A 22,053-nucleotide genomic window follows, 5' to 3' on the forward strand; every position below is an offset into this window, starting at 1 on the left:
TTGCGATGGCATGGCAGACAGCGCCCGATGGGCGAGCCTGCCACCACGAGTACGTCCGCACGTCACCTTAGGTTCAATCCGAGCTGCCCGGAATTCACCCGTCCGCGGCCGCCGCCACCTCCCGCGCCCACCGGTAGTCCGCCTTCCCGCTCGGCGAGCGCCGGATCGAGTCCGTGACCACCAGCTGGCGGGGGATCTTGTACCCGGCGAGGTGGGAGCGGCAGTGCGTCTGGATGTCCGACAATGACGGCTGGACAGCCCCCGCGCGCAACTGCACCACAGCCGCCACATGGTGTCCCCACTTGGCGTCCGGTACCCCGGCCACCAACGCGTCGTACACGTCGGGATGGGACTTGAGCGCCTGCTCGACCTCCTCCGGGTACACCTTCTCGCCCCCGGTGTTGATGCACTGCGAGCCTCGGCCCAGCACGGTCACGACGCCCTCCGCGTCGACCGTGGCCATGTCGCCGAGCAGCACCCAGCGCGCGCCGTCCTTCTCGAAGAAGGTCTCGGCCGTCTTCCCCGGGTCGTTGTAGTAGCCGAGCGGCACATGACCGCACTGCGCGATCCTGCCCACCTCACCCGCCGCGACCGGCTCGTGCGTGGCCGGATCGACCACCTGTGTACGGGAGTTGACCCGGACACGGAAGCCACGCTCGGGGCCGGAGTCCTCGGTCGCCGTACCGTTGAAGCCGGACTCCGAGGAGCCGAAGTTGTTCAGCAGCATCACGTTCGGGACGAGTGCCTGGAACTGCCGGCGCACCGTGTCGGACATGATCGCCCCGGACGACGACACGCTGAACATCGACGAGCAGTCCGTGCCCTTCATGGGCCCGCTGAGCGCGTCGACCAGGGGCCGCAGCATCGCGTCCCCGACGAGCGACATGCTGGTGACCTTCTCCTTCTCGATCGTCCGCAGCACGTCCTCGGGCGCGAACTTACGGTGGATCACGACGCGTTGGCCGAAGTTGAAGCCGATGAAGGCGGTCAGCGTGGATGTCCCGTGCATCAGCGGAGCGGTGGGGAAGAAGGTGATCCCCTCGCCGCCCGCCGCCACGCGCTCGGCGAGTTCCTCCGGCTTCTGCACCGGCTCGCCGGTCGGCGCACCGCCGCCCAGCCCCGAGAAGAACAGGTCCTCCTGGCGCCACATCACACCCTTGGGCATGCCGGTGGTGCCGCCCGTGTAGATGATGAACTGGTCGTCGCCGGACCGGGCCGGGAACCCGCGCGCGGGCGATCCGCCGCCCTCGGCGTCCTCGAAGGCCACGGCAGGCACGACCGGCGCCCCCGCCGAACCCGGAGCCACACCGCCCACCCGCACCAGATGTCGCAGCCCGTCCACCTGCGGCAGCGCCGCCGCCACCCGCTCCGTGAACTCGGCGTCGAAGACCAGGGCCACCAGATCGGCGTCCCGGTAGAGGTACACCAACTCCTCTTCCACATACCGGTAGTTCACATTGACGGGAACGACCCGCGCCTTGAGGCAGCCCAGCACCGTCTGCAGGTACTCGACCCCGTTGTAGAGGTGGAGCCCGAGGTGCTCGCCGGGGCGTATCCCGCTGTCGATCAGATGGTGGGCGATCCTGTTGGCGGCCGTGTCCAGCTCCGCGTACGTCAGACGGCGCTCCGCGCCCGTGCCCGGGTGGTCGATGTACACAAGCGCCTCGCGGTCGGGAACCGCGTCGACGACCGACTCGAACAGGTCGGCAAGGTTGTACTCCACCGCTCCTCCTGACCTCGCTCACCACCGGCTGCCGGTCATCAGAGCAAAGGGCGGCACAAGTGTGAAGGGTCCGCGCACAAGAAATCTGACTGTCTGTCAGAAAACCCTTGAAGTGCCTCCCCGCCTACTGCAACCTGTTCTCGTTCTTTCAGAGGGGAGATGGGCGATGGGTGGGACGGAACACCTCACCGTGCGGCGCGAAGGCGCCACACTGGTGCTCACGCTCAACAGGCCGGAGGCCAGGAACGCGCTCTCGCTGTCCATGCTCGTCGGTCTGTACGACGGCTGGATCGAGGCCGACGAGGACGACACGGTCCGCTCGGTCGTGCTCACCGGGGCGGGCGGCGCGTTCTGCGCGGGGATGGACCTCAAGGCGCTGGCCGGGCAGGGCATGGAGGGCGAGCACCACAGGGACCGGCTGAAGGCCGACCCGGACCTGCACTGGAAGGCGATGCTGCGCCACCATCGCCCCCGCAAGCCGGTGATCGCCGCCGTCGAGGGGTACTGCGTGGCCGGCGGCACCGAGATACTCCAGGGCACCGACATCCGGGTCGCGGGCGAGTCGGCCACCTTCGGGCTCTTCGAGGTGAAACGAGGGCTGTTCCCGATCGGTGGCTCCACGGTCCGCCTGCAACGCCAGATCCCGCGCACCCACGCCCTGGAGATGCTGCTCACCGGACGCCCGTACGACGCTCGGGAGGCCGCCGACATCGGCCTGGTCGGGCATGTGGTCCCCGACGGCACGGCCCTGACCAAGGCCCTGGAGATCGCCGAGCAGATCAACGCCTGCGGGCCGCTGGCCGTCGAGGCCGTCAAGGCGTCGGTCTACGAGACCGCCGAGATGACCGAGACCGACGGCCTCGCCGCCGAACTGGGGCGCGGCTGGCCGATCTTCGACACCGCAGACGCCAAGGAGGGCGCCCGCGCCTTCGCGGAGAAGCGACCGCCCGTCTACAAGCGAGCCTAGAGAGGGAGCCACCGTGCCCGAAGTCCTCAAAGCGCCCCTCGTCGTCGAGTTCCCCTTCACCCGCTCCCTCGGCCCCGTCCAGAGCGCCTTCCTCACCGGCCTGCGCGAACGCGTCGTCCTCGGGGTGCGGACCGGCGACGGCCGCACGCTCGTCCCGCCCGTCGAGTACGACCCCGTCACCGCCGAGGAGCTACGCGACCTGGTCGAGGTCGCCCCGACGGGCACGGTCACCACCTGGGCCTGGAACCACGCCCCCCGCCGCGACCAGCCTCTCGACACCCCCTTCGCCTGGGCCCTGGTCCGCCTCGACGGCGCCGACACCGCCCTCCTGCACGCCCTGGACGCGCCCGGCCCCGCCGCCGTGCACACCGGCATGCGCGTCCGCGTCCGCTGGGCCGAGGAACGCACCGGCGCCATCACCGACATCGCCTGCTTCGAGCCGTACGACGGCGACCCTGCCGAACCCAAGGGCCACAGCGGCGAGTTCGAGGACCCGATCACCGGCATCGTCGCCGCCGCCCGCCTCGACTACACCTACTCACCCGGCCGCGCCCAGACCGCCTACATCAACGCCTTGGCCGAGAACCGCAACGTCGGCGAGCGCTGCCCGTCCTGCCGCAAGGTGTACGTCCCGCCGAGGGGTGCGTGCCCCACATGTGGCCTCGCCACATCGGAACAGGTCAAGGTAGGTCCCGGCGGCACAGTCACCACCTTCTGCATCGTCAACATCAAGGCGAAGAACCTCGACATCGAAGTGCCGTACGTCTACGCCCACATCGCCCTCGACGGTGCCGACCTCGCCCTGCACGGTCGTATCGGCGGCATCCCGTACGACCAGGTGCGCATGGGCCTGCGCGTCGAACCGGTGTGGACCGAAGGCGCCCGCTACCCCGACCACTACCGGCCCACGGGCGAACCCGACGCGGACTACGACACCTACCGGGAGCTGCTGTGAACCGTGAGATCGCCGTCGTGGCCTTCGCGCAGACCGACCACCGGCGCACCAGCGAGGAGCTCTCCGAGGTGGAGATGCTCATGCCCGTCCTGCACGCGGTGCTCGCGCAGACCGGCCTGAAGACCGCCGACATCGGCTTCACCTGCTCCGGCTCCAGCGACTACCTCGCCGGCCGCGCCTTCTCCTTCACCCTCGCCCTCGACGGCGTCGGCGCCTGGCCGCCGATCTCCGAGTCGCACGTCGAGATGGACGGAGCGTGGGCGCTGTACGAGGCCTGGACCAAGCTGCTCACGGGGGACGCCGACACCGCGCTCGTCTACTCCTACGGCAAGTCCTCACCCGGCCCCCTGCGCGACGTCCTGACCCGCCAGCTCGACCCCTACTACGTCGCCCCCCTGTGGCCCGACTCCGTAGCCCTGGCCGCCCTCCAGGCCCAGGCCCTCATCGACGCCGGCGCCACGGACGAACCCGCGCTCGCCACCGTCGCCGCCCGCAGCCGCGCGGACGCCACCGCCAACTCCCATGCGCAGCTGCGAGGTTCGGTGCCGCACGGGGAGTACGTCGTACGACCGCTGCGTACCGGCGACTGCCCGCCCATCGGCGACGGGGCCGCCGCCGTGGTCCTCGCGGCAGGGGAGCGGGCGCGGGAACTGTGCGCCCGGCCCGCCTGGATCCGCGGCATCGACCACCGCATCGAAGCGCACAGTCTCGGAGTGCGTGACCTGACCGACTCGCCCTCCGCGCGGCTGGCCGCCGAAAGGGCGGGTGCGTTCGAACGGCCCGTCGACACCGCCGAGTTGCACGCGCCTTTCACCTCGCAGGAGGTCGTGCTGCGCAAGGCGCTGAGGCTCGACGACAGCGTGCGCGTCAACCCCTCGGGCGGGGCCCTCGCCGCCAACCCCGTCATGGCCGCCGGGCTCATCCGCATCGGCGAGGCCGCCGCCCGGATCCACCGGGGCGAGTCCGACCGGGCGCTCGGGCACGCCACGTCCGGCCCCTGTCTGCAACAGAACCTGGTCGCCGTACTCGAAGGGGATCCGCGATGAGCAAGGAGCCCGTGGCCGTCGTAGGGATCGGCCAGACCAAGCATGTGGCGGCGCGCCGGGACGTGTCGATCGCCGGGCTCGTCCGGGAGGCCGCGCAACGGGCCCTCGACGACGCCGAGTTGAGCTGGTCGGACATCGACGCCGTCGTCATCGGCAAGGCGCCCGACTTCTTCGAGGGCGTCATGATGCCGGAGCTGTATCTCGCCGACGCGCTCGGCGCGGTGGGCAAGCCCATGCTCCGGGTGCACACGGCCGGCTCGGTCGGCGGATCCACCGCCCTCGTCGCCGCCAACCTGGTCGCGGCCCGGGTGCACGGCACCGTGCTGACGCTGGCCTTCGAGAAGCAGTCCGAGTCGAACGCCATGTGGGGACTGTCCCTGCCGATCCCCTTCCAGCAACCCCTGCTGGCCGGGGCGGGCGGCTTCTTCGCACCGCACGTGCGCGCGTACATGCGGCGCAGCGGCGCGCCCGACACGGTCGGCTCACTGGTGGCGTACAAGGACCGGCGCAACGCGCTGAAGAACCCCTACGCCCACCTCCACGAGCACGACATCACCCTGGAGAAGGTCCAGGCCTCGCCCATGCTGTGGGACCCGATCCGCTACTCGGAGACCTGCCCCTCCTCCGACGGGGCCTGCGCGATGATCCTCACCGACCGAGCCGGTGCCGCCCGCGCGCCACGCCCGCCGGCCTGGATGCTCGGCGGCGCGATGCGCAGCGAGCCCACCCTGTTCGCGGGCAAGGACTTCGTCTCGCCGCAGGCCGGCAAGGACTGCGCGGCCGACGTGTACCGGCAGGCGGGGATCGCCGATCCGCGCCGGGACATCGACGCCGTCGAGATGTATGTGCCGTTCTCCTGGTACGAGCCCATGTGGCTGGAGAACCTGGGTTTCGCCGCCGAGGGCGAGGGCTGGAAGCTCACCGAGGCCGGGGTGACCGAGCTGGACGGCGATCTGCCCGTCAACATGTCGGGCGGCGTCCTGTCCACCAACCCCATCGGGGCCTCCGGCATGATCCGCTTCGCCGAAGCCGCCCTCCAAGCGCGCGGACAGGCCGGGGACCACCAGGTGGAGCGGGCCAGGAAGGTGCTCGGGCACGCCTATGGCGGGGGGTCCCAGTTCTTCTCGATGTGGCTCGTGGGCTCCGCGCCCCCCGATGCCTGAGAGGGCTCCCCGGACGCCGGTGGAGTGGTCTCCGCAAAGGTCCCCCTCACGTGGCCTGTTGACACTCGGAACCGATCGCTAGGCTGGCCGCGGACGACGAATCGGGAGGAGCACGGACGTGGCCGAGAGCACCATCCAGCAGCACCCGCTCGCGGGCTGGGACAAGCCGGAGCTGGACCTCAGCAACGCCGATTGGCACTCGAGCAGCCGTGGCCTGGGGGATGTCCAGATCGCCTTTGTCGAGGGGTTCATCGCGATGCGCAACAGCGGCAGCCCCCAGAGCCCGTCCCTGATCTTCACCCCCGCCGAGTGGGGTGCCTTCGTGTCGGGTGCGAGGGAGGGTGAGTTCGACCTGACATGACGCGTGCGCGCAGGTGAGCCGACGGGCGGCCGTTCCTCGCGGCGTCCGTCCGCGCGCCGGTCCGGGTGTGTTCCGCCCGTTTTTCCGGACACGCGAACCTGAGACCCCCTGGGGCCGACGCCCGAGCGAGGCCGGCTCCGGGGAGGGGGCAGGTCGTCTTCCGGCGGTGAGGGACTCCATGAGCACGCTGCCGGTCCGCGCACGAGCCCGAGCTCATGCGCGAGGAGCAGGGCTCGAACCCCTGCCCGCACGTCACGGAGCAGGTCCGGCCACGTACCATGGCGACATGTCGTTCCTCCGCCGCCGCAGCGCCACGCCCGCCGGGCCCGACTTCGACGTACTGGCCATGGACCCGGGCGACTGGCCCGGCAATCTGGGCGCCGGGCTGCTGCCCGCCCCCGATGGCAGCTGCCAGGGCGTCTTCCTGCGTTACGACCTCTTCGGCGGCCGCGGCCCCGCGATGATCATCGGCAACCTCCCGGAGGGCTCGCCGGCCCGCGAGGTCATCGAGGGCGAGATCCCGTTCGAGGTCGCGCAGCTGCTGCTGGCCCTGGAGAACGACGAGGAGGTCACCGTCGTCGGCAGCGAGGACGTGCCGGTGATGCAGGGCGACAACCTCCTGATCGTGCGGCGACTGAAGCTCTCCGAGAGCCGGATCTCCTGCGTGCAGTTCGACCGCAGCGACAGCGTCCTGGTCACCATCGCCGCCTGGGACCGCCCGATCACGGACGATCTGTACGCCCTCCTGAAGCCGCTGCCCGCGGAGCTTTTCCAGCAGGGCTGAAGCGTCGCGCTCAAGGCCCCGTTGTTCGAGGTTCCGCACGTGTTGTCATGACCCTTGCCGCAGAGTCATCGGATCTCTAGCGTCAGGGGTCATGTCGTATGAGTCGCAGGGGATTACCCGAAGAACCACCTTGAAAGCAGCGGCCGGAGGTGCCGGAGGCCTGGCGCTTGGCGCCGGAGTTGTGGAGTCGGCGGCTGCTGATTCCTCCGATGTATTGGGGGGGCCGTCCGTGCTCTGGTACGCCTCCCCGGCCGCCGACTGGGAGCGCGAGGCCCTGCCCATCGGCAGTGGCGCGCTCGGCGCCATGGTCTTCGGCACCCTCGCCTCCGAACGGCTTCAGTTCAACGAGAAGACCCTCTGGACCGGCGGCCCCGGCTCCGTCCAGGGCTACGACCACGGCAACTGGCGCACCCCCCGCCCCAGCGCGATCTCCGCCGTACAGGACGACCTCGACACACGAGCCACCCTCGATCCCGAGTCCGTCGCCGACCGGCTCGGCCAGCCGCGGATCGGCTACGGCGCCCATCAGACCTTCGGCGACCTCCACCTCGACCTGCCCGACGCGCCGACGACGACCCCGGCGGACTACCGCCGCGAACTCGACCTCGACACCGCCGTCGCCTCGGTCACCTACACCCACCAAGGCGTCCGCCACCAACGGGACTTCTTCGCGTCCCACCCCGACGGCGTGATCGTGGGCCGGCTCGGCGCCGACCGCCCCGGCAGCGTCACCTTCACTCTGCGCCACACCTCGCCCCGCGCCGACTTCACGGCCACCGCGGCCGACGGAACTCTGACCGTGCGGGGCGCACTCGCCGACAACGGACTGCGCTTCGAGGCGCAGGTCCGGGTGCACAGCCAGGGCGGCACCGTCACGTCAACCGCCGACGGAACCATCACCGTCACCGGGGCCGACAGCGCCTGGTTCGTCCTGGCCGCGGGCACCGACTACGCCGACACCTACCCCGACTACCGAGGTCCGGACCCGCACCCCGCCGTCACCCGTGCAGTGCGGCAGACCGGCGACCGCTACGAGGTCCTGCTCGCCCGGCACATCCGCGACCACCGAGCCCTGTTCGGCCGCGTCGCCCTCGACATCGGCCAGTCACTCCCCGCGGACCTCCCCACCGACCGACTGCTGTCGGCGTACACCGGCGGGACTAGCCCGGCGGACCGCGCCCTCGAAGCTCTCTACTTCCAGTACGGCCGCTACCTCCTCATCGCCTCCTCGCGCCCCGGCTCCCTGCCCGCCAACCTCCAGGGCGTCTGGAACAACAGCACCTCGCCCCCCTGGTCGGCGGACTACCACACCAACATCAACATCCAGATGAACTACTGGCCCGCCGAGGCCGCGAACCTCGCCGAGACGACGCAGCCGTACGACCGCTTCGTCGAGGCCCTGCGCGCCCCCGGACGCCGTACGGCACAGGAGATGTTCGGCTCGCGCGGCTGGGTCGTGCACAACGAGACCAACCCGTACGGCTTCACCGGTGTGCACGACTGGGCGACCGCGTTCTGGTTCCCCGAGGCGGCGGCCTGGCTCACCCAACAGATGTACGAGCACTACCGATTCGGCGGCTCCACCGACTACCTGCGCACCACCGCCTACCCGGTGATGAAGGAGGCCGCCGAGTTCTGGCTCGACAACCTGCGCACCGACCCGCGCGACGGCACCCTCGTCGTCACCCCCAGCTACTCGCCCGAGCACGGCGACTTCACAGCCGGCGCGGCCATGTCGCAGCAGATCGTGCACGACCTGTTCACCAGCACCCTCGAAGCGGCCCGGATCCTGGGCGACGCGCCCGACTTCCGCCGCCGCGTCGAGGAGGCGCTGAACCGGCTCGACCCCGGCCTGCGGATCGGCTCCTGGGGCCAACTCCAGGAGTGGAAGGAGGACTTGGACGACGCCGGCGACGACCACCGGCACGTCTCGCACCTGTTCGCCCTCCATCCGGGACGGCAGATCGAGCCCGGCAGTGAGTGGGCCCGGGCCGCCAAGGTCTCCCTCACTGCACGAGGAGACGGCGGCACCGGCTGGTCCAAGGCCTGGAAGATCAACTTCTGGGCGCGGTTGCGCGACGGCGACCACGCCCACAAGATGCTCGGCGAACAGCTCAAGTCCTCCACGCTGCCCAACCTCTGGGACACCCACCCGCCGTTCCAGATCGACGGCAACTTCGGCGCCACCTCCGGGATCGTCGAGATGCTCCTGCAGAGCCAGTACGACGTCATCGAGGTGCTGCCCGCCCTCCCCGCAACCTGGCCGACCGGCTCGGTACGCGGCCTGCGCGCCCGCGGCGGCGCCACCCTGGACATCGAGTGGACGGACGGCCGCGCGACCCGTATCGCCCTGAAGGCTTCCCGGACCCGTCAACTCACCGTACGCAGTGACCTGTTCAAGGACGGGGACCTGACCTTCAGGGCGGTCGCCGGGCGGCGGTACACCTGGGAGAGGGAGGACTGACGCCCGAGGGGACCGGCGGTGGTGCCGTCAGCCGGCCGACGGCACCACCCGCACATCCGCCGCCCGCACGAACGCGACCCGGTGTCCGTACTGGATCTCGTAGTACAGGTCCTTGCCGACGACGACCCGGTGCGAGGCCGAGTCGAAGGTCACGGCGTAGTAGTACTCGCCCGGCACCTTGTCACCCACCACGTACCGCTGGCCCGCCGGCAGGGTGTATGACAGCGGCGACACGGCCTGGGAGGGGACGCCCGACGGATAGGCGGAGGCCTCGGGGTAGGCACGCCCGTACACCGGGATGCTCTTGGCGCCGGCCTTGGGCGTCACCACGAGGCCGGTCGAGTTCACCGCGGTCGGGCCCTTCGCGGGGTTCTTGAACCACGCCTTCTGGCCGAGGTACCAGATCGCCGTCCAGTCGCCGCTCCGGCCGGCCACCGCGTACTGCTGGCCGGTCGAGACCCGCGAGGACAGGTCGTTCACCCCGGTGGTCGGGGTCGAGCCCAGACCGATGTCCTTGATCAGGGGATACGACGTGCCGGGCCCGGAGTACAGCCGCACCGCACTCGAACCGTGGGCCGCGCAGGTCCGGCCGGCGGCAGCACAGCCCGTGAACTCGGGCCGGTTGGTGGCGTAGTCGGGGCGGATCGTCACCATGCCGCCGTTCGCGCCCGCGGTGGGTACGAAGGGACGGCCGAGCAGCTCGAAGTAGTGCCGCCAGTCCCAGTACGGGCCGGGGTCGGTGTGCATGCCGCCGACCGTCGACGTGGTCGGCCCCGGCACGTTGTCATGGCCGAGGATGTGCTGCCGGTCCAGCGGGATGCCGTACTTGTGGGCGAGATACGTCACCAGGCGGGCCGAGGACCGGTACATCGCCTCCGTGTACCAGGAGTCCGGCTGCGCCAGGAAGCCCTCGTGCTCCAGGCCGATCGACTTGGCGTTGACGTACCAGTTGCCCGCGTGCCAGGCCACGTCCTTCGCCTTCACATGCTGGGCGATGTGGCCGTCGGTGGAGCGCAGGGAGTATTGCCACGACACATAGGTCGGGTCCTGGACCATCTGCAGGACGCCCTCCCAGGCGCCCTCCGTGTCGTGGATGATGATGTAGTCGATGCCCTGGGAAGTGGGACGGTTGCCGAGGTCGTGGTTGCCGTAGTCGCCCTCACCGAACTCCTCGTACGGCGCCGGGATCCACTCGCAGGACACCGTCGCCGGGCACTCCGTCCCGGCCGCGTTCGTCGTGCGCAACCCCGCCCGCTTCAGCTGCGCGGTGTCGGGGGAGAGGTCCGGCAGGGCGGCGAGGGCGACCCGTTGGCCCGCGTCCGTGCGGCGCTGCCGGCCGGTGCGCAGGACGTCGAACACGTCGTTCGCGTACGCCGTGGCCGTCGCCCTGTCATCGGCGCCGGAGAAACGGGCCACCGCGCCGTACCAGTCCGTCGGATCGGAGCTGAGCGGCTCGCCCAGCTCCTTCTGCGCGGCGGCGAGCAGGGCGGCCCCGCCCGCCACATTGGCCGCCGCGTCCGTACGCAGCGCCCGCGCACTCAGCCCGGTCAGCTCGGCCGCCCTCGGCAACGTCCTGAGGCGGGCCGGGATCTCCGAGGTGCTCGGCAGCTTCGCGTCGGGGAGCAGGGGCGGGCGGGCGCTGTCGCCGCGCGCGTCCTCGGAGCCCTCGCTGTGGTGCGGCGTGGCCTCGGCGAGCGCGGTGCGCGCGTCGGTGAGGTGCATCGGGCCGTAGCCGCCGCTCACGCTGGGCGCCCCGGAGTGCGCGTCCCAGCGGGACTGCAGATAGGAGACGCCGAGCAGGACGCTCTGCGGCACGTGGTACTCGGCGGCCGCGGAGGCGAAGGCCGACTGCAGGCGGTCCGCCGAGTCCGGGGCATCCGGCGGGGCCGCGCCCAGCAGCGGGAACAACAGCGCCGCCGCGGCCGATGCGACGGCGGCGGCACGGGTACGTCTGTGCCCGGCTGCTCGGTGGGGGGCGGTGACGGATCCGCGCATTGCAGCCTCCTGGGACGGTCGGGCGCGATGAGCCGTGCGGGGCCGGGCGTGCGTCTGTGGTACCGGCTGTCCGACGATCCGTCAATCATGCCGCCACGCAGGCTGAATCCCCTGGAGATCGGAGGTCCCGGGAGTTTCGTGGCGGCGGCCTCCAGGCCTGCGGGGCGTCAGTGGCGTACACCACTGGGCCGTAGAAGAGGTGTATCCAAGAGGCCGTGGGCGAGCTGACACACGAAAGCCCGCGGTGCGCCGTTGTCCTTCGCGCACCGCGGACCACCGTCCCCGTCAGCGAGTGCCGACCGCCGCACGTACGGCCCGTCGGGCCAACTGGCAGTCGTCGTGCAGCCGCCTCAGCAGCAGCCGCTGTTCCTCGCCGGACGGCGCAGCACCCGGGTGGGCAACTCCCGGTGCCGCCGGGGTCGTGTCGTGCATCGAACGCTGCACGGCCGTCTCGTACGTACGGATCTCCCGGGTCAGCACCAGCATCAGGTTCACCAGGAACGCGTCCCGTGAAGCCGGGCCCGTCGACTGGGCGATCTGACTGATCTGCCGCCGGGCCACCGGTGCGTCCCCGAGCACCGACCACAGCGTCGCCAGGTCGTAGCCCGGCAGGTACCAGCCCGCGTGCTCCCAGTCCACCAGCACTGGACCGGCCGGTGAGAGCAGGATGTTCGAGAGCAGTGCGTCGCCGTGACAGAACTGGCCCATGCCCTGCCGGCCCGCGGTCGCCGCGATGCCGTGCAGCAGCTTCTGCAGATCGCCCATGTCCCGGTCGGTGAGCAGGCCCAGCTCGTGGTACCGGGAGATCCGCGTCGCGTAGTCCAGGGGCGCGTCGAACGTGCCCGCCGGTGGGCGCCACGCGTTGAGCCGGCAGATCGCTCCGAGCGCCGCCCTGATGTCCGCACGCGGCGGCACCTCCAACGGGTGCCGCTGCAGTGCCGCCACCCGGCCCGGCATGCGCTCGATGACGAGTGTGCAGTTGTCCGGATCCGCTGCGATCAGCCTCGGCACGCGCACGGGGGGGCGGTGCCGGACGAACGAGCGGTATGCCGCTATCTCGTGCCGGATCCGCTCGGCCCACGCTGGGGAGTGGTCGAGTAAACACTTGGCGACGGCCGTGCTGCGCCCGGTCGTGCCGACCAGGAGCACGGCCCGCCCGCTGCGGCGCAGTACCTGGACCGGAGCGAACTCCGGGCAGATCCGGTGCACCGACGCGATCGCCGTACGCAACTGGGTGCCCTGAGGGCCGGACAAGTCGAGTCTCCCGCTGAGCGGTTGGGTGCCGAGCCCCGCGGCGCGCCGCGGCCGGCCCGTGCCGAGCACGGGGGCCGCCGTCGACCGCGCGGGGTCGAGGTAGGGGCCGCTGCCCGCCGGGCGGGCACGCAGCGACCGGGGCGGGGCGGACACGGAGGATGATGCTGTGTACATGGGAGAGACAGATCCCTTCGTGTGCCTGCGACGACAAAGCGCTGCCCGATCCGGTCGCCCGGGTGCACCCTGGGGAATGTCCCTCGGCGAACCGGGTCGGGGTGGCGCGTTCCTACCTGACACCCGATGCCCAGTGGCACACCATGTGGCGCACCCTGGCGAACCCTGGCGAATAGTCCCGAGGCAACTTGCACCGGGCTACTGTCAACTCAGCCGAGAACCTGGGGGCTTGACGTGAGCGGAGAACCCAACACCCGCCTGGCGGACCTGTTCGGCCTGGCCGGCTGGTCCAAGGGCGAGCTCGCGAGGCTGGTCAACCGGCAGGCGGCGGCCATGGGCCACCCCCAGCTGGCGACCGACACCTCGCGGGTGCGGCGATGGATCGACATGGGAGAGATCCCGCGCGATCCGGTGCCGCGGGTGCTGGCAGCCCTGTTCACCGAGCGTCTCGGCCGTGTCGTGACCATCGAGGACCTCGGTCTGGTCCGGCACGGGCGTGCGGGGAAACGGCAGGACGGCGGGAGTGTGGAGCATCCCGACGGTGTGCCGTGGGCGCCCGAACGGACTGCTGCGGTCCTCACCGAATTCACGGGAATGGACCTCATGCTCAACCGACGCGGCTTGGTGGGCGCGGGTGCCGCGCTCGCCGCGGGATCCGCACTCAGCAGCGCCATGTACGACTGGCTGCACACCGACCCGGCCCTCAGGGCCGACGCCCCCCAGTTCGACGACCCCCTGCAAGCCGATCCCGCCGGGTTCGACCGCTACGAGGCCGCCCCCATCGGATCGCAGGAGATCGAGGAGCTGGAGCGCTCGGTCGAGGTGTTCCGGGCCTGGGACGCGGCTCGCGGCGGCGGGCTCCAGCGCAAGGCAGTCGTAGGCCAACTCAACGAGGTGGGCGGCATGCTCGCCTACCGCCACCCCGAACATCTGCAGCGGCGCCTGTGGGGCGTCGCCGCCAACCTCGCCGTCCTCGCGGGCTGGATGTCGCACGACGTCGGCCTGGAGCCCACGGCACAGAAGTACTTCGTCATCGCCGCCCATGCGGCCCGAGAGGGCGGCGACCGGCCCCGCGCCGGGGAGGCGCTCTCCCGAGCGGCTCGCCAGATGGTGCACCTCGGCCGGCCCGACGACGCACTCGACCTGCTGAAACTCGCCCAGTCCGGCTCCGGCGACCAGGTGCTGCCGCGCACCAGGGCCATGTTCCACACCATCGAGGCCTGGGCGCAGGCGTCGATGGGCAAGGGCCAGGCCATGCGCCGCACCCTCGGTCAGGCGGAGGACCTCTTCGTCTCCGACCGGGGCGACGTACCGCCGCCGAGCTGGATGCAGACCTTCAAGGACGAGGATCTGTACGGCATGCAGGCCCTGGCCTACCGCACGCTGGCCGAGTTCGAGCCGGGCGCGGCGGCACACGCCCAGCACTACGCGGAGAAGGCCCTGTCCCTGCGCGTCGACGGCCGGGAACGGTCGAAGATCTTCGACCATCTGTCCATGGCGTCCGCCTGCTTCATCGCGGACGACCCCGAACAGGCGGACCGGTACGCACGGCTGGCCCTGATGGCGATGGGCTCGAACTCGTCCGGACGCACCTGGGACCGGCTGCGCCAGATGTACCGGCTCACCGCCGAGTACTCCAGCTACCCGAGGATCCACGAACTACGGGAGGAGATCCGGTTGGCGCTGCCCAAGGCGAGGAGGCCGGAGGGCGGCAACAGCGCACGGGCATAGGGGGTCTGTGCGGCTGATCGATTCCGGCAAGCTCCAGGACGTCACCGGCGTCACCGAAGTCCACCGCGGTTCACCGGACTCTAGGACGTCACTTTGGCCATGAGCACACAGGCGTCGTCCTCGCGCTCACTCTCACCGAACGCCTCCACGACCAGTCGTACGCAGTCCTGCGCACCGCGTGCCCCGGTCAAGCTGGGGGCCAGGTCGAGGAGTCGGCTCAGGGAGTCCTCGCTGTGCCTGGGCGCCAGCCCGTCCGTGTGCAGCAGGAGCAGGTCGCCCACCTCGAGGGTCTCTTCCGCCTGTGCGTAGACGGCACCCGAGGTGGCGCCGAGCAGGACGCCGTCCGGTGGGTTCAGCCTGCGTCCCGTCCCGTCGCGGAACAGCAGCGGGGCGGGGTGTCCGGCCTGCGCCCAGGTCAGGGTGCGGGTCTCGGGCCGGTAGCGGCAGCAGACGGCGCTGCCGAGGGCCGGCTGGACGGTGGCATCGAGTAACTGGTTGAGCCAGGACATCAGTTGCCCCGGTTGGGTGCCCGCCATCGCCATGCCGCGCACGGCGCCCAGCAGGGTCGCCATGCCCGATGTCACGGCGACGCCGTGCCCGGTGAGGTCGCCGACGCTCAACAGTGTGTCGCCGTCGGCCAGTTCGAGGGCGTCGTACCAGTCGCCGCCGATCAGCGCGCTCGTCGACGACGGCAGATAGCGAGCCGCGAGGTCCAGGGTCCTCGGCCCCCCGTGCGGGAGCCGCAGGGAGCCGCGCCACGGCGGCAGCACGGCTTCCTGCAGCTCGACCGCGAGCCGGTGCTCGGTCTGCGCGTGGTGCCGTTGGCGCTGGAGCGAGTCACGGGTCTCGCTCACCTCGCGCCGGCACCTGCGCAGTTCGCTGACATCCCGCAGTACGGCCCACATCGAGGCGGCGCTGCCGTCAGAGTCGAGCACGGGCTCGCCCATCATGTGCACGGTCCGGACCTCGCCGTCCGGCCGCACGATGTGGAACTCCCCGTCGATGGGCTTGGCGTCGACCAGGCAGTGGGTGACCATCGCCGTCAGCTTCGGTCGGTCGTCGTCGAGCACCAGGGACGGCAGCTCGTCGAGGGTGAGCGGTGCCGTGGCGGGGTCACGCCCGAGGATCTGGTAGAGCTCGCCGGACCAACTGGCCTCGTCCGTGAGCAGGTTCCACTCCGCGCTGCCGACCCGGCTGAGCAAAGAGCCGCGCGCTGCGGCGGGCGGCTCGGGCTGGGCCGTGGGAGCCGGTGCGGCGGTGTGCGGGCCGTCCCGCAGTTGCGCCAAGTGCCCGTCGAGGTCGTTGAGTTGGTGCAGGGCGAGGTCGTACAGCGCCCGCTGCCACCGCTCCTGCGGGTCCGAATCGTCGCTGTGCGTGTCCCGCCGTACGGCGTCGACGTCGCCCAGGAGCCGTCGCGTCTGCGATATCAGCGCGTCGACCGAGCCGCGTCCGGGCGGCTGGGCGGCTGGGCGATCCGCAGAGAGATGGGACGGCATGACGCACTCCGATGCGGGGACGGTTCGACCAAGGCTGACGGAAGGACCGTTACGACTGTTGCACAGCCCGCGACTCCCTGTAAGGGATTTGGCAACACCCGATACGGTGGTGCGTCTGGCATATGCCAGAGTCTTCATGGAGGGGTTGCGCCGTGCGAATGCCGTACGTCGCCGGAGGGGTCAAGTCGTAGACAGCGTACGTGATTTGACGGTTCCGGGAGACGGTCGTGCGGCGCTCGGTCGAGTGTTCGACGGGTGTGTGTTCCAGGGGTGGCACGGGTATCCGTGGCGGCCGGAGGGCTACAGTCTTCGGGAGTGATGCAGATCACATAATTGGTGCCGAGTTCGGAGTAATGCGAGGGGCACCTGCGGGGTCGTAAAAGCACAGCGGCAAAAACCGTCCGACCTCCGACCCGCAGGGGAGACCGCCCATGGACATCGCCCTCGAGCAGCCCGCCTCCGCCCGCCTGATCACCGGCGAGGAACGCGAACTCCCCGTGCCCGCCAAGCTGCGGTACGCCTCCACGGATCCGCTGGCGGTGCACCTCGACTTCCCGGGCGAGGTTTCCCTCGACGGGCAGGGGGCCACCTGGATCTTCGCGCGTGGCCTGCTGGAGACGGGGCTGCGTGAGCCGGCCGGGGACGGGGACGTGCACATCTGGCCCTGCGGGCCGGAGCGCACGGTCGTGGAACTGCACTCGCCCTACGGCATGGCGCTGCTCCAGTTCGATACCTCCGCCCTGCAGCGCTTCCTGCTGCGTACGTATGCGGCGGTGCCGGCTGGCGAGGAGGACCTCGGGGCGGTCGTGGAGCGCGGCCTGAGCGCGCTCTTCGACGGCGTGTGAAGAGGGACACCGGATGAGGCGGTCACCCGCATGAGGAGATGAGGCGTCGAGGAGGCGACCGTATCGCCGCTGTGCCTCCTCGACGCTCCGGTGTCAGTACCGCAGCACCCCCGCGATCCCGCTGGCGTCGCTCAGCGTGCCGTCCGGTACGAAGCGGACGTCGGCGCCGGTCTCCAGGCACTGCTCGACGATCTCGTCCACGATGTCCTCGCGGGCGTCGAGATCACCGCTCACGGCCGGGATCAGATGGTCGCCGTCCTCGCCGCGCACCGTCACCCGGTAGTTCTCCTCGACGGCCAGCAGCCGTACCCGGCCCTCGCGGGCGCTGCGCCAGACCTCGTCGACTCCGGCCGCGAACGACTTGCGGCCCATGGCCGATTCGAGTTCGCGTGCCACGGCGTCGGTGTTCCGGCGGAACTCGGCGGTGAGCGCCGGCCGGATCGCCTGCCACACCGCCTCGTGCGTGCCGTGCGCGAGCCCGCCGTGCGGGACGTGCACCGCCTCCTTGGCGACGCCGCCGATCTCGTCCAGCAGGGACAGCGCCGCCTGCTCGCCGGTGACGTACAGCGGTCGCGGGTTGTCCCGCAGGACCGTGCTCATCGCGGAGTCCGCGTCCTTGAGGAAGTGCCGGGTGCCCTCGTCGCGGAACGTGCTCGGGTTGTCGCCGATCTGCTCCCGGCGCTCGGCGTCGAAGTTCTCCACGGGCCTGGTCAGCGGGAAGCCGCCGAGGTGGGCCTCGGTGACGCGGTCCAGGCCGCCGGCCCACAGCGTGACGCGGTCGGGGGAGACCGACAGCACCCAGAACGGCCGCTCGGCGGCCTCCGCGGAGACGAGGTTGCGGGTCAGGAAGGTGTCCGAGAGCACCACGCGCTCGGGCACCGTGCGGGCGAGCGACCACACCTGGTGCTCACCCGGGGCGGCGAAGATCACCAAACCGTCCTCGGCGTGCGTCAGATCGACCTCGGCGAGTGCCTGGTCGAGCTGTCGCTCGACATCCGCCCGTCGCTCGCGGGTGACCGAGGGATCGGCCTCCAGCTGCTTCTTGGCCTCGGCCACGACATTGCGCAGCCGAACCTGGTCCTGCGCCCGGTAGGGCTCTCGGCGATGCGTGGGCGTCAGCACGGACACGGCCGGATAGGGGCGCGGGCGCCGCAGCTCGATAAGGGTCGTGGGACTGAGTGCGTGCTCCATAACAGCACGATAGGACCGATTCGCCGATCGGGCATTAGGGGCAATCCACGGCGCGGACCCGGCCGGGTTCCCGGGGGTCGTCGTCAGGATTCCCGGTCGTCCTCGGGCCCGCAGGAACTGCCGTCGGCGGGCAGCGTGCCGTACAGCAGGAAGGTGTCGACCTTGCCGTGCACGCACTTGGAGGAGGCGTATCCGGTGTGGCCGCTGCCCTTGTTGTCCAGGACCACGGCCGAGGGGCCGAGCCGCTTCGCGGTCTCCACGGTCCAGCGGTACGGCGTCGCCGGGTCGCCGCGCGTGCCCACGAGGAGCATCTTCGGCGTGTCCACGTCCTTCACGTCGTCCCGGATGAAGTCCGTGCCCTTGGGGCGGCCGTAGCACAGCAGCACCCCGGTGAGCCGGTAGGGGCCGAAGACCGGCGACGCCTGCTCGTACTGGGCGCGCAGCCGGTCGAGACCGCCGACGATCTGCTCGTCGGTGGGGCGGTCCGGGTCGTCCGCGCAGTTGATCGCCCTCAGGGACGCGGAGAGGTTGTCGAGGGGGACGTCCTCGGCGTCGACCAGACCGCCGTCGGGGTCGTCCGTCTGCTCGCGGCGCCAGGGTGCGATCCCGCCGGACGCGAAGGTCTCGATGGCGTGCGTGTCGCCGTCCTCGACCAGTGAGGCGAGGGCCCGTTCGAGGAGGGGCCACAACTCCTCGCTGTAGAGTGCCTGTCCGAGGGCGCCGACCAGGTCCTGTCCGGTGAACGGATCACCGAACGCCGACGGCACCGGATTCTCGTCCAGCGAGTCGACGAGGCGTACGACCTGCTTCCTGGCCTCGCGCGGGTCCTGCCCGAACGGACAGCCGATGTCGTGCACGCACCAGTCGATGAACTCCTCCAGCGCCTGCTGCTGGCCCTTGGCGCTCGCCACCGCCTGCTCGGACAGCGGTTCGGTGAGCGTGTCCACACCGTCGAGCACCAACCGGCCGACCTTCTCGGGGAACTGGGCGGCGTACACCGAGCCGAGCCGCGTTCCGTAGGAGAAGCCCAGGTAGTTGAGCTTGTCGTCGCCGAGGGCCTGGCGCATCACGTCCATGTCGCGCGAGGCGTTGACCGTGCCGATGTGGGGGAGTACGGGCCCGGAGTGCCGGGCGCACGCGGCGGACTCCTGCTCGAACTGCTTCAGGACGTGCTGGGGATCGCGGCCGAGTTCGGTGTCGTCGGTCTCGATCTCCACGTCCTCCTCGCCGTCCCCGCAGCTGACCGGCGAGGACCTCCCGACGCCGCGCGGATCGAACGTCACGACGTCGTAGCCGTCCGTCAGCTCCATGAACTCCTTGGCGCCGGACATGAACTGAGGGACACCGGCGACGCCGGGCCCGCCGAAGTTGATCAGCACCGAGCCCTGCTTGTCGCCCGTGGCCCGGTAACGGGCGAGGGCCAGATCCAGGGTCCCCGCCTTGGGGCGGGCGTAGTCGAGGGGGACGGTGACCTTGCCGCACTGCATGTCCTTCGGCTGTCCCTCGCCCGGGCACTTCGCCCACGTGACCTTCTGCCGGTAGAAGCGGGTGAGGTCGGGCTCGGGGCCGTCGGCGGCCGTGGGCAGACCTGTACCGAGCAGGAACACCCCGACCGCGCCGGTGACCGCGCAGCGCCGCAGCATGGGCCGCGTGGACAGCTTGGCCAGCATCGATGCCTCCAGGGACGCCCGTCGCGGACCGGGAAACGGCGTCCTCGCCCACGATAAGCGGGCCCCGGAACGCACGCCTCCGGACGTGCGGGCCCTCCCGGACCGGCGTACCCTGCACCCCTTCGTGCCTATCGGGTGTTTTTGCCACTAGTTCGACAACCGTGCCGCTCGATGGGGTGAAAGGCAGATAAGCCATAACTCGAATGGTTCGCCCGCGTTTTATCCGATGCGGGCGAGTGCCCGTGACCATGTCTGGAAGGCAGGGAACCTATGAGACGGGTTACCCGAAACGGTGTGATCGCCGTCGCCGCCGCATCGGGCGCGATGGCCATGGCAATGCCGGCGTATGCCGATTCCGCGGCGGACGGTGCCGCGGCCGACTCGGCCGGGCTGCTCGCCGGCAACACCGTCCAGCTCCCGGTGCACGTGCCGGTGAACGTGTGCGGGAACACCGTGAACGTGGTGGGACTGCTCAACCCCGCCGTGGGCAACAGTTGCGCCAACAAGGACGGTGGCGGCAAGAAGGCCTCCGCGTCGAACAGCGGCGCTTCGGCCGAAGGAAGCGGAAAGGATTCGCCGGGCATCGCGTCCGGCAACGTCGTTGAGCTGCCCGTCCACCTCCCGGTGAACGTCAGCGGGAACAGCGTGAACGTGGTCGGTGTCGGCAACCCGGCGACCGGCAACGAGTCGGTGAACGGCCCCGGCCTGAACCCTCCCCCCGCCACGACGCCGGCGCCCAAGCCGTCCGAGCCGAGGACGCACGCGCCGAGGGCGGTGCCGCCCGCGTTCGTTCCTCAAGGGTCCGAGGGCTCCCTCGCCCACACGGGAGCGGACCAGACCCTCGCCGCCGCGGTGGGCGGCACGGTTCTCGTGCTGGGCGGGGCCATCCTGTACCGGCGCTTCCGCCCACAGGCGGTGCGCTGACCCCGCCCTTCGCGAGTGCGGCACGAAGGCCCCACCGGGCCGGCGACCGGTGGGGCCTTCGTCGTACGGACAGCCGTCCGGTCGTACCCCCGTGCGCGGCAACGGCTTGATCATGCCGTGACGCCCCCGCGGACCATTCGAAAGGATGCCGGGTGCACGGTCGATCACCGTGCGCACGTGAATCCCCACGGAATGGAGCGCACCCATGGCCTCTCCGGCCCCCGAAGACCTCATCGTGACCCGGGCCGACCTCGACGACTGGCCGGTCGTCCGGGGCTGGGCCGTCGACGAGGGGTGGAACCCGGGCGTCGCGGACAGCGCGGCCTTCTTCGCGCAGGACCCGGAGGGCTTCTTCATCGGCCGGATCGACGGCGAGCCCGTCTCGGCGATCTCCGTCGTCAACTACGGCGCCGACTACGCCTTCCTGGGCTGGTATCTGGTCCGCCGCGACGTACGCGGCCGTGGTTACGGGCTCACCACCTGGAAGACGGCGTTGGCGCACGCGGAGAACCGCACGGTGGGCCTGGACGGCGTCGTCGCCGGGCAGGACAACTACCGCCGCTCCGGCTTCGAACCGGCCCACCGCACCTTCCGGTTCACCGGAACGGCGCCCGCGGCCGAGGCTCCCGCGGACGTCCGCGCCGTACGGCCCGAGGACCTGGCGGAGATCATCGCGTACGACGGCGCCTGCACCCCGGCCGACCGCCCCCGCTTCGTCGAGCACTGGCTCACCGGGCCCGGACATCACGCCGTCGTCCGCCGCGACGGCGACCGAGTCACCGGCTACGGCGTGATCCGCCCCGGCCAGGACTGCCCGCGCATCGGCCCGCTCTTCGCCGACACCCCCGAGGACGCGCGGGCCCTCCTCGCCGCCCTGACCGCGCAGGCGGCCGGCCGCGAGGTCGCCATCGACGTGCCCGAGACCAACGCGGCGGCCGTCGCCCTCGCCGAGGAGGCCGGATTCAAGCCCTCCTTCGAAACGGCCCGCATGTACACGGGGCCGGTGCGGTCGTACGCCCGGGAGAGGGTCTTCGGCGTCACCACGCTGGAACTCGGATAGCGCCTGGCCGGCGAATCAGGCCGATCAGGCGGACCCGGCGGGCTCTGAGGGGCGGTCTGTCGGCGGATCCGGGCGGGGACGGTGGGGGTCGGCGACCGACGGTATCGGCGCCGGGCCCCGTCGCGCCCTTCGGGGGCCCGCCCTCTCCGGCGGCTCGCGCCCTTCGGGGGCCCGCCCTCTCCGGCGGCTCGCGCCCTTCGGGGGCCCGCCCTCTCCGGCGGCTCGCGCCCTTCGGGGGCCCGCCCTCTCC

Annotated in this window: 17 protein-coding genes; 11 read left to right on the top strand and 6 right to left on the bottom strand. The window is 71.0% G+C overall.

The genetic code is table 11. From position 1 onward, the window contains the following. Window positions 1-94: 94 nt before the first annotated feature. A complete protein-coding gene (locus tag ACIA8X_RS26015; protein ID WP_399459210.1) occupies window positions 95-1,723 on the bottom strand; it encodes an acyl-CoA synthetase in 1,629 nt (542 codons plus the stop codon). Window positions 1,724-1,889: 166 nt separating this feature from the next. On the opposite strand from ACIA8X_RS26015, the gene ACIA8X_RS26020 reads away from it, so the two are divergent. The 7 genes from ACIA8X_RS26020 to ACIA8X_RS26050 all read left to right on the top strand — a co-directional run bounded on the left by ACIA8X_RS26020 (window position 1,890) and on the right by ACIA8X_RS26050 (window position 9,463). Next, window positions 1,890-2,690, top strand: a complete 801-nt coding sequence (locus ACIA8X_RS26020) for a crotonase/enoyl-CoA hydratase family protein (protein ID WP_393443500.1) — start codon at window positions 1,890-1,892, stop codon at window positions 2,688-2,690. A gap of 13 nt (window positions 2,691-2,703) precedes the next feature. After that, on the top strand, window positions 2,704-3,645 hold the full coding sequence (locus ACIA8X_RS26025; protein WP_399459211.1) for a Zn-ribbon domain-containing OB-fold protein: 942 nt from the start codon (window positions 2,704-2,706) through the stop codon (window positions 3,643-3,645). Further along, window positions 3,642-4,691, top strand: a complete 1,050-nt coding sequence (locus ACIA8X_RS26030; RefSeq protein ID WP_393443496.1) for a thiolase domain-containing protein — start codon at window positions 3,642-3,644, stop codon at window positions 4,689-4,691. The genes ACIA8X_RS26025 and ACIA8X_RS26030 overlap by 4 nt, the downstream gene beginning before the upstream one ends. After that, window positions 4,688-5,854 (top strand): thiolase domain-containing protein, encoded by a 1,167-nt coding sequence (locus ACIA8X_RS26035; RefSeq protein ID WP_393443494.1) that lies wholly within the window; start codon window positions 4,688-4,690, stop codon window positions 5,852-5,854. The genes ACIA8X_RS26030 and ACIA8X_RS26035 overlap by 4 nt, the downstream gene beginning before the upstream one ends. A 118-nt stretch (window positions 5,855-5,972) precedes the next feature. Next, complete coding sequence (locus tag ACIA8X_RS26040) at window positions 5,973-6,215, top strand: DUF397 domain-containing protein (RefSeq protein WP_393443492.1); 243 nt, start codon at window positions 5,973-5,975, stop codon at window positions 6,213-6,215. Between the two features lie 286 nt (window positions 6,216-6,501). Beyond that, window positions 6,502-6,999 (top strand): hypothetical protein, encoded by a 498-nt coding sequence (locus ACIA8X_RS26045; RefSeq protein ID WP_393443490.1) that lies wholly within the window; start codon window positions 6,502-6,504, stop codon window positions 6,997-6,999. Between the two features lie 229 nt (window positions 7,000-7,228). After that, window positions 7,229-9,463, top strand: a complete 2,235-nt coding sequence (locus ACIA8X_RS26050) for a glycosyl hydrolase family 95 catalytic domain-containing protein (RefSeq protein WP_399459212.1) — start codon at window positions 7,229-7,231, stop codon at window positions 9,461-9,463. Window positions 9,464-9,490: 27 nt separating this feature from the next. Here ACIA8X_RS26050 and ACIA8X_RS26055 read toward each other — a convergent pair whose 3' ends face one another. Then, on the bottom strand, window positions 9,491-11,458 hold the full coding sequence (locus ACIA8X_RS26055) for an N-acetylmuramoyl-L-alanine amidase (protein WP_399459213.1): 1,968 nt from the start codon (window positions 11,456-11,458) through the stop codon (window positions 9,491-9,493). A 285-nt stretch (window positions 11,459-11,743) separates the two neighbouring features. Then, window positions 11,744-12,886 carry an aminoglycoside phosphotransferase family protein gene (locus tag ACIA8X_RS26060; RefSeq protein WP_399459214.1) on the bottom strand — a complete coding sequence of 381 codons (1,143 nt, stop codon included), beginning with the start codon at window positions 12,884-12,886 and terminating at the stop codon, window positions 11,744-11,746. A gap of 234 nt (window positions 12,887-13,120) precedes the next feature. Here ACIA8X_RS26060 and ACIA8X_RS26065 point away from each other — a divergent pair, with 234 nt between their 5' ends. After that, complete coding sequence (locus ACIA8X_RS26065) at window positions 13,121-14,617, top strand: hypothetical protein (RefSeq protein ID WP_393443482.1); 1,497 nt, start codon at window positions 13,121-13,123, stop codon at window positions 14,615-14,617. Between the two features lie 80 nt (window positions 14,618-14,697). Here ACIA8X_RS26065 and ACIA8X_RS26070 read toward each other — a convergent pair whose 3' ends face one another. After that, complete coding sequence (locus ACIA8X_RS26070) at window positions 14,698-16,113, bottom strand: PP2C family protein-serine/threonine phosphatase (RefSeq protein ID WP_393443480.1); 1,416 nt, start codon at window positions 16,111-16,113, stop codon at window positions 14,698-14,700. 431 nt (window positions 16,114-16,544) lie between these two features. On the opposite strand from ACIA8X_RS26070, the gene ACIA8X_RS26075 reads away from it, so the two are divergent. Next, the gene (locus tag ACIA8X_RS26075; protein WP_393443478.1) at window positions 16,545-16,958 is read left to right on the top strand and encodes an SsgA family sporulation/cell division regulator; all 414 of its coding nucleotides are present in this window, start codon (window positions 16,545-16,547) and stop codon (window positions 16,956-16,958) included. Window positions 16,959-17,051: 93 nt separating this feature from the next. On the opposite strand, the gene ACIA8X_RS26080 is transcribed toward ACIA8X_RS26075, so the two are convergent. Both ACIA8X_RS26080 and ACIA8X_RS26085 read right to left on the bottom strand, forming a co-directional pair. Further along, window positions 17,052-18,149: a chemotaxis protein gene (locus ACIA8X_RS26080; RefSeq protein WP_393443476.1), complete on the bottom strand. Its 1,098-nt coding sequence runs from the start codon at window positions 18,147-18,149 to the stop codon at window positions 17,052-17,054. An 83-nt stretch (window positions 18,150-18,232) separates the two neighbouring features. Then, window positions 18,233-19,819 carry an alpha/beta hydrolase gene (locus ACIA8X_RS26085; RefSeq protein ID WP_393443474.1) on the bottom strand — a complete coding sequence of 529 codons (1,587 nt, stop codon included), beginning with the start codon at window positions 19,817-19,819 and terminating at the stop codon, window positions 18,233-18,235. A 270-nt stretch (window positions 19,820-20,089) separates the two neighbouring features. Here ACIA8X_RS26085 and ACIA8X_RS26090 point away from each other — a divergent pair, with 270 nt between their 5' ends. Beyond that, a complete protein-coding gene (locus ACIA8X_RS26090) occupies window positions 20,090-20,743 on the top strand; it encodes a chaplin (RefSeq protein WP_393443472.1) in 654 nt (217 codons plus the stop codon). Window positions 20,744-20,948: 205 nt separating this feature from the next. Further along, a complete protein-coding gene (locus ACIA8X_RS26095; protein WP_399459215.1) occupies window positions 20,949-21,803 on the top strand; it encodes a GNAT family N-acetyltransferase in 855 nt (284 codons plus the stop codon). The last annotated feature ends 250 nt before the right edge of the window (window positions 21,804-22,053 follow it).

Origin of the sequence: Streptomyces sp. NPDC051738, assembly GCF_044453205.1 — a bacterium.
GTDB lineage: Bacteria > Actinomycetota > Actinomycetes > Streptomycetales > Streptomycetaceae > Streptomyces.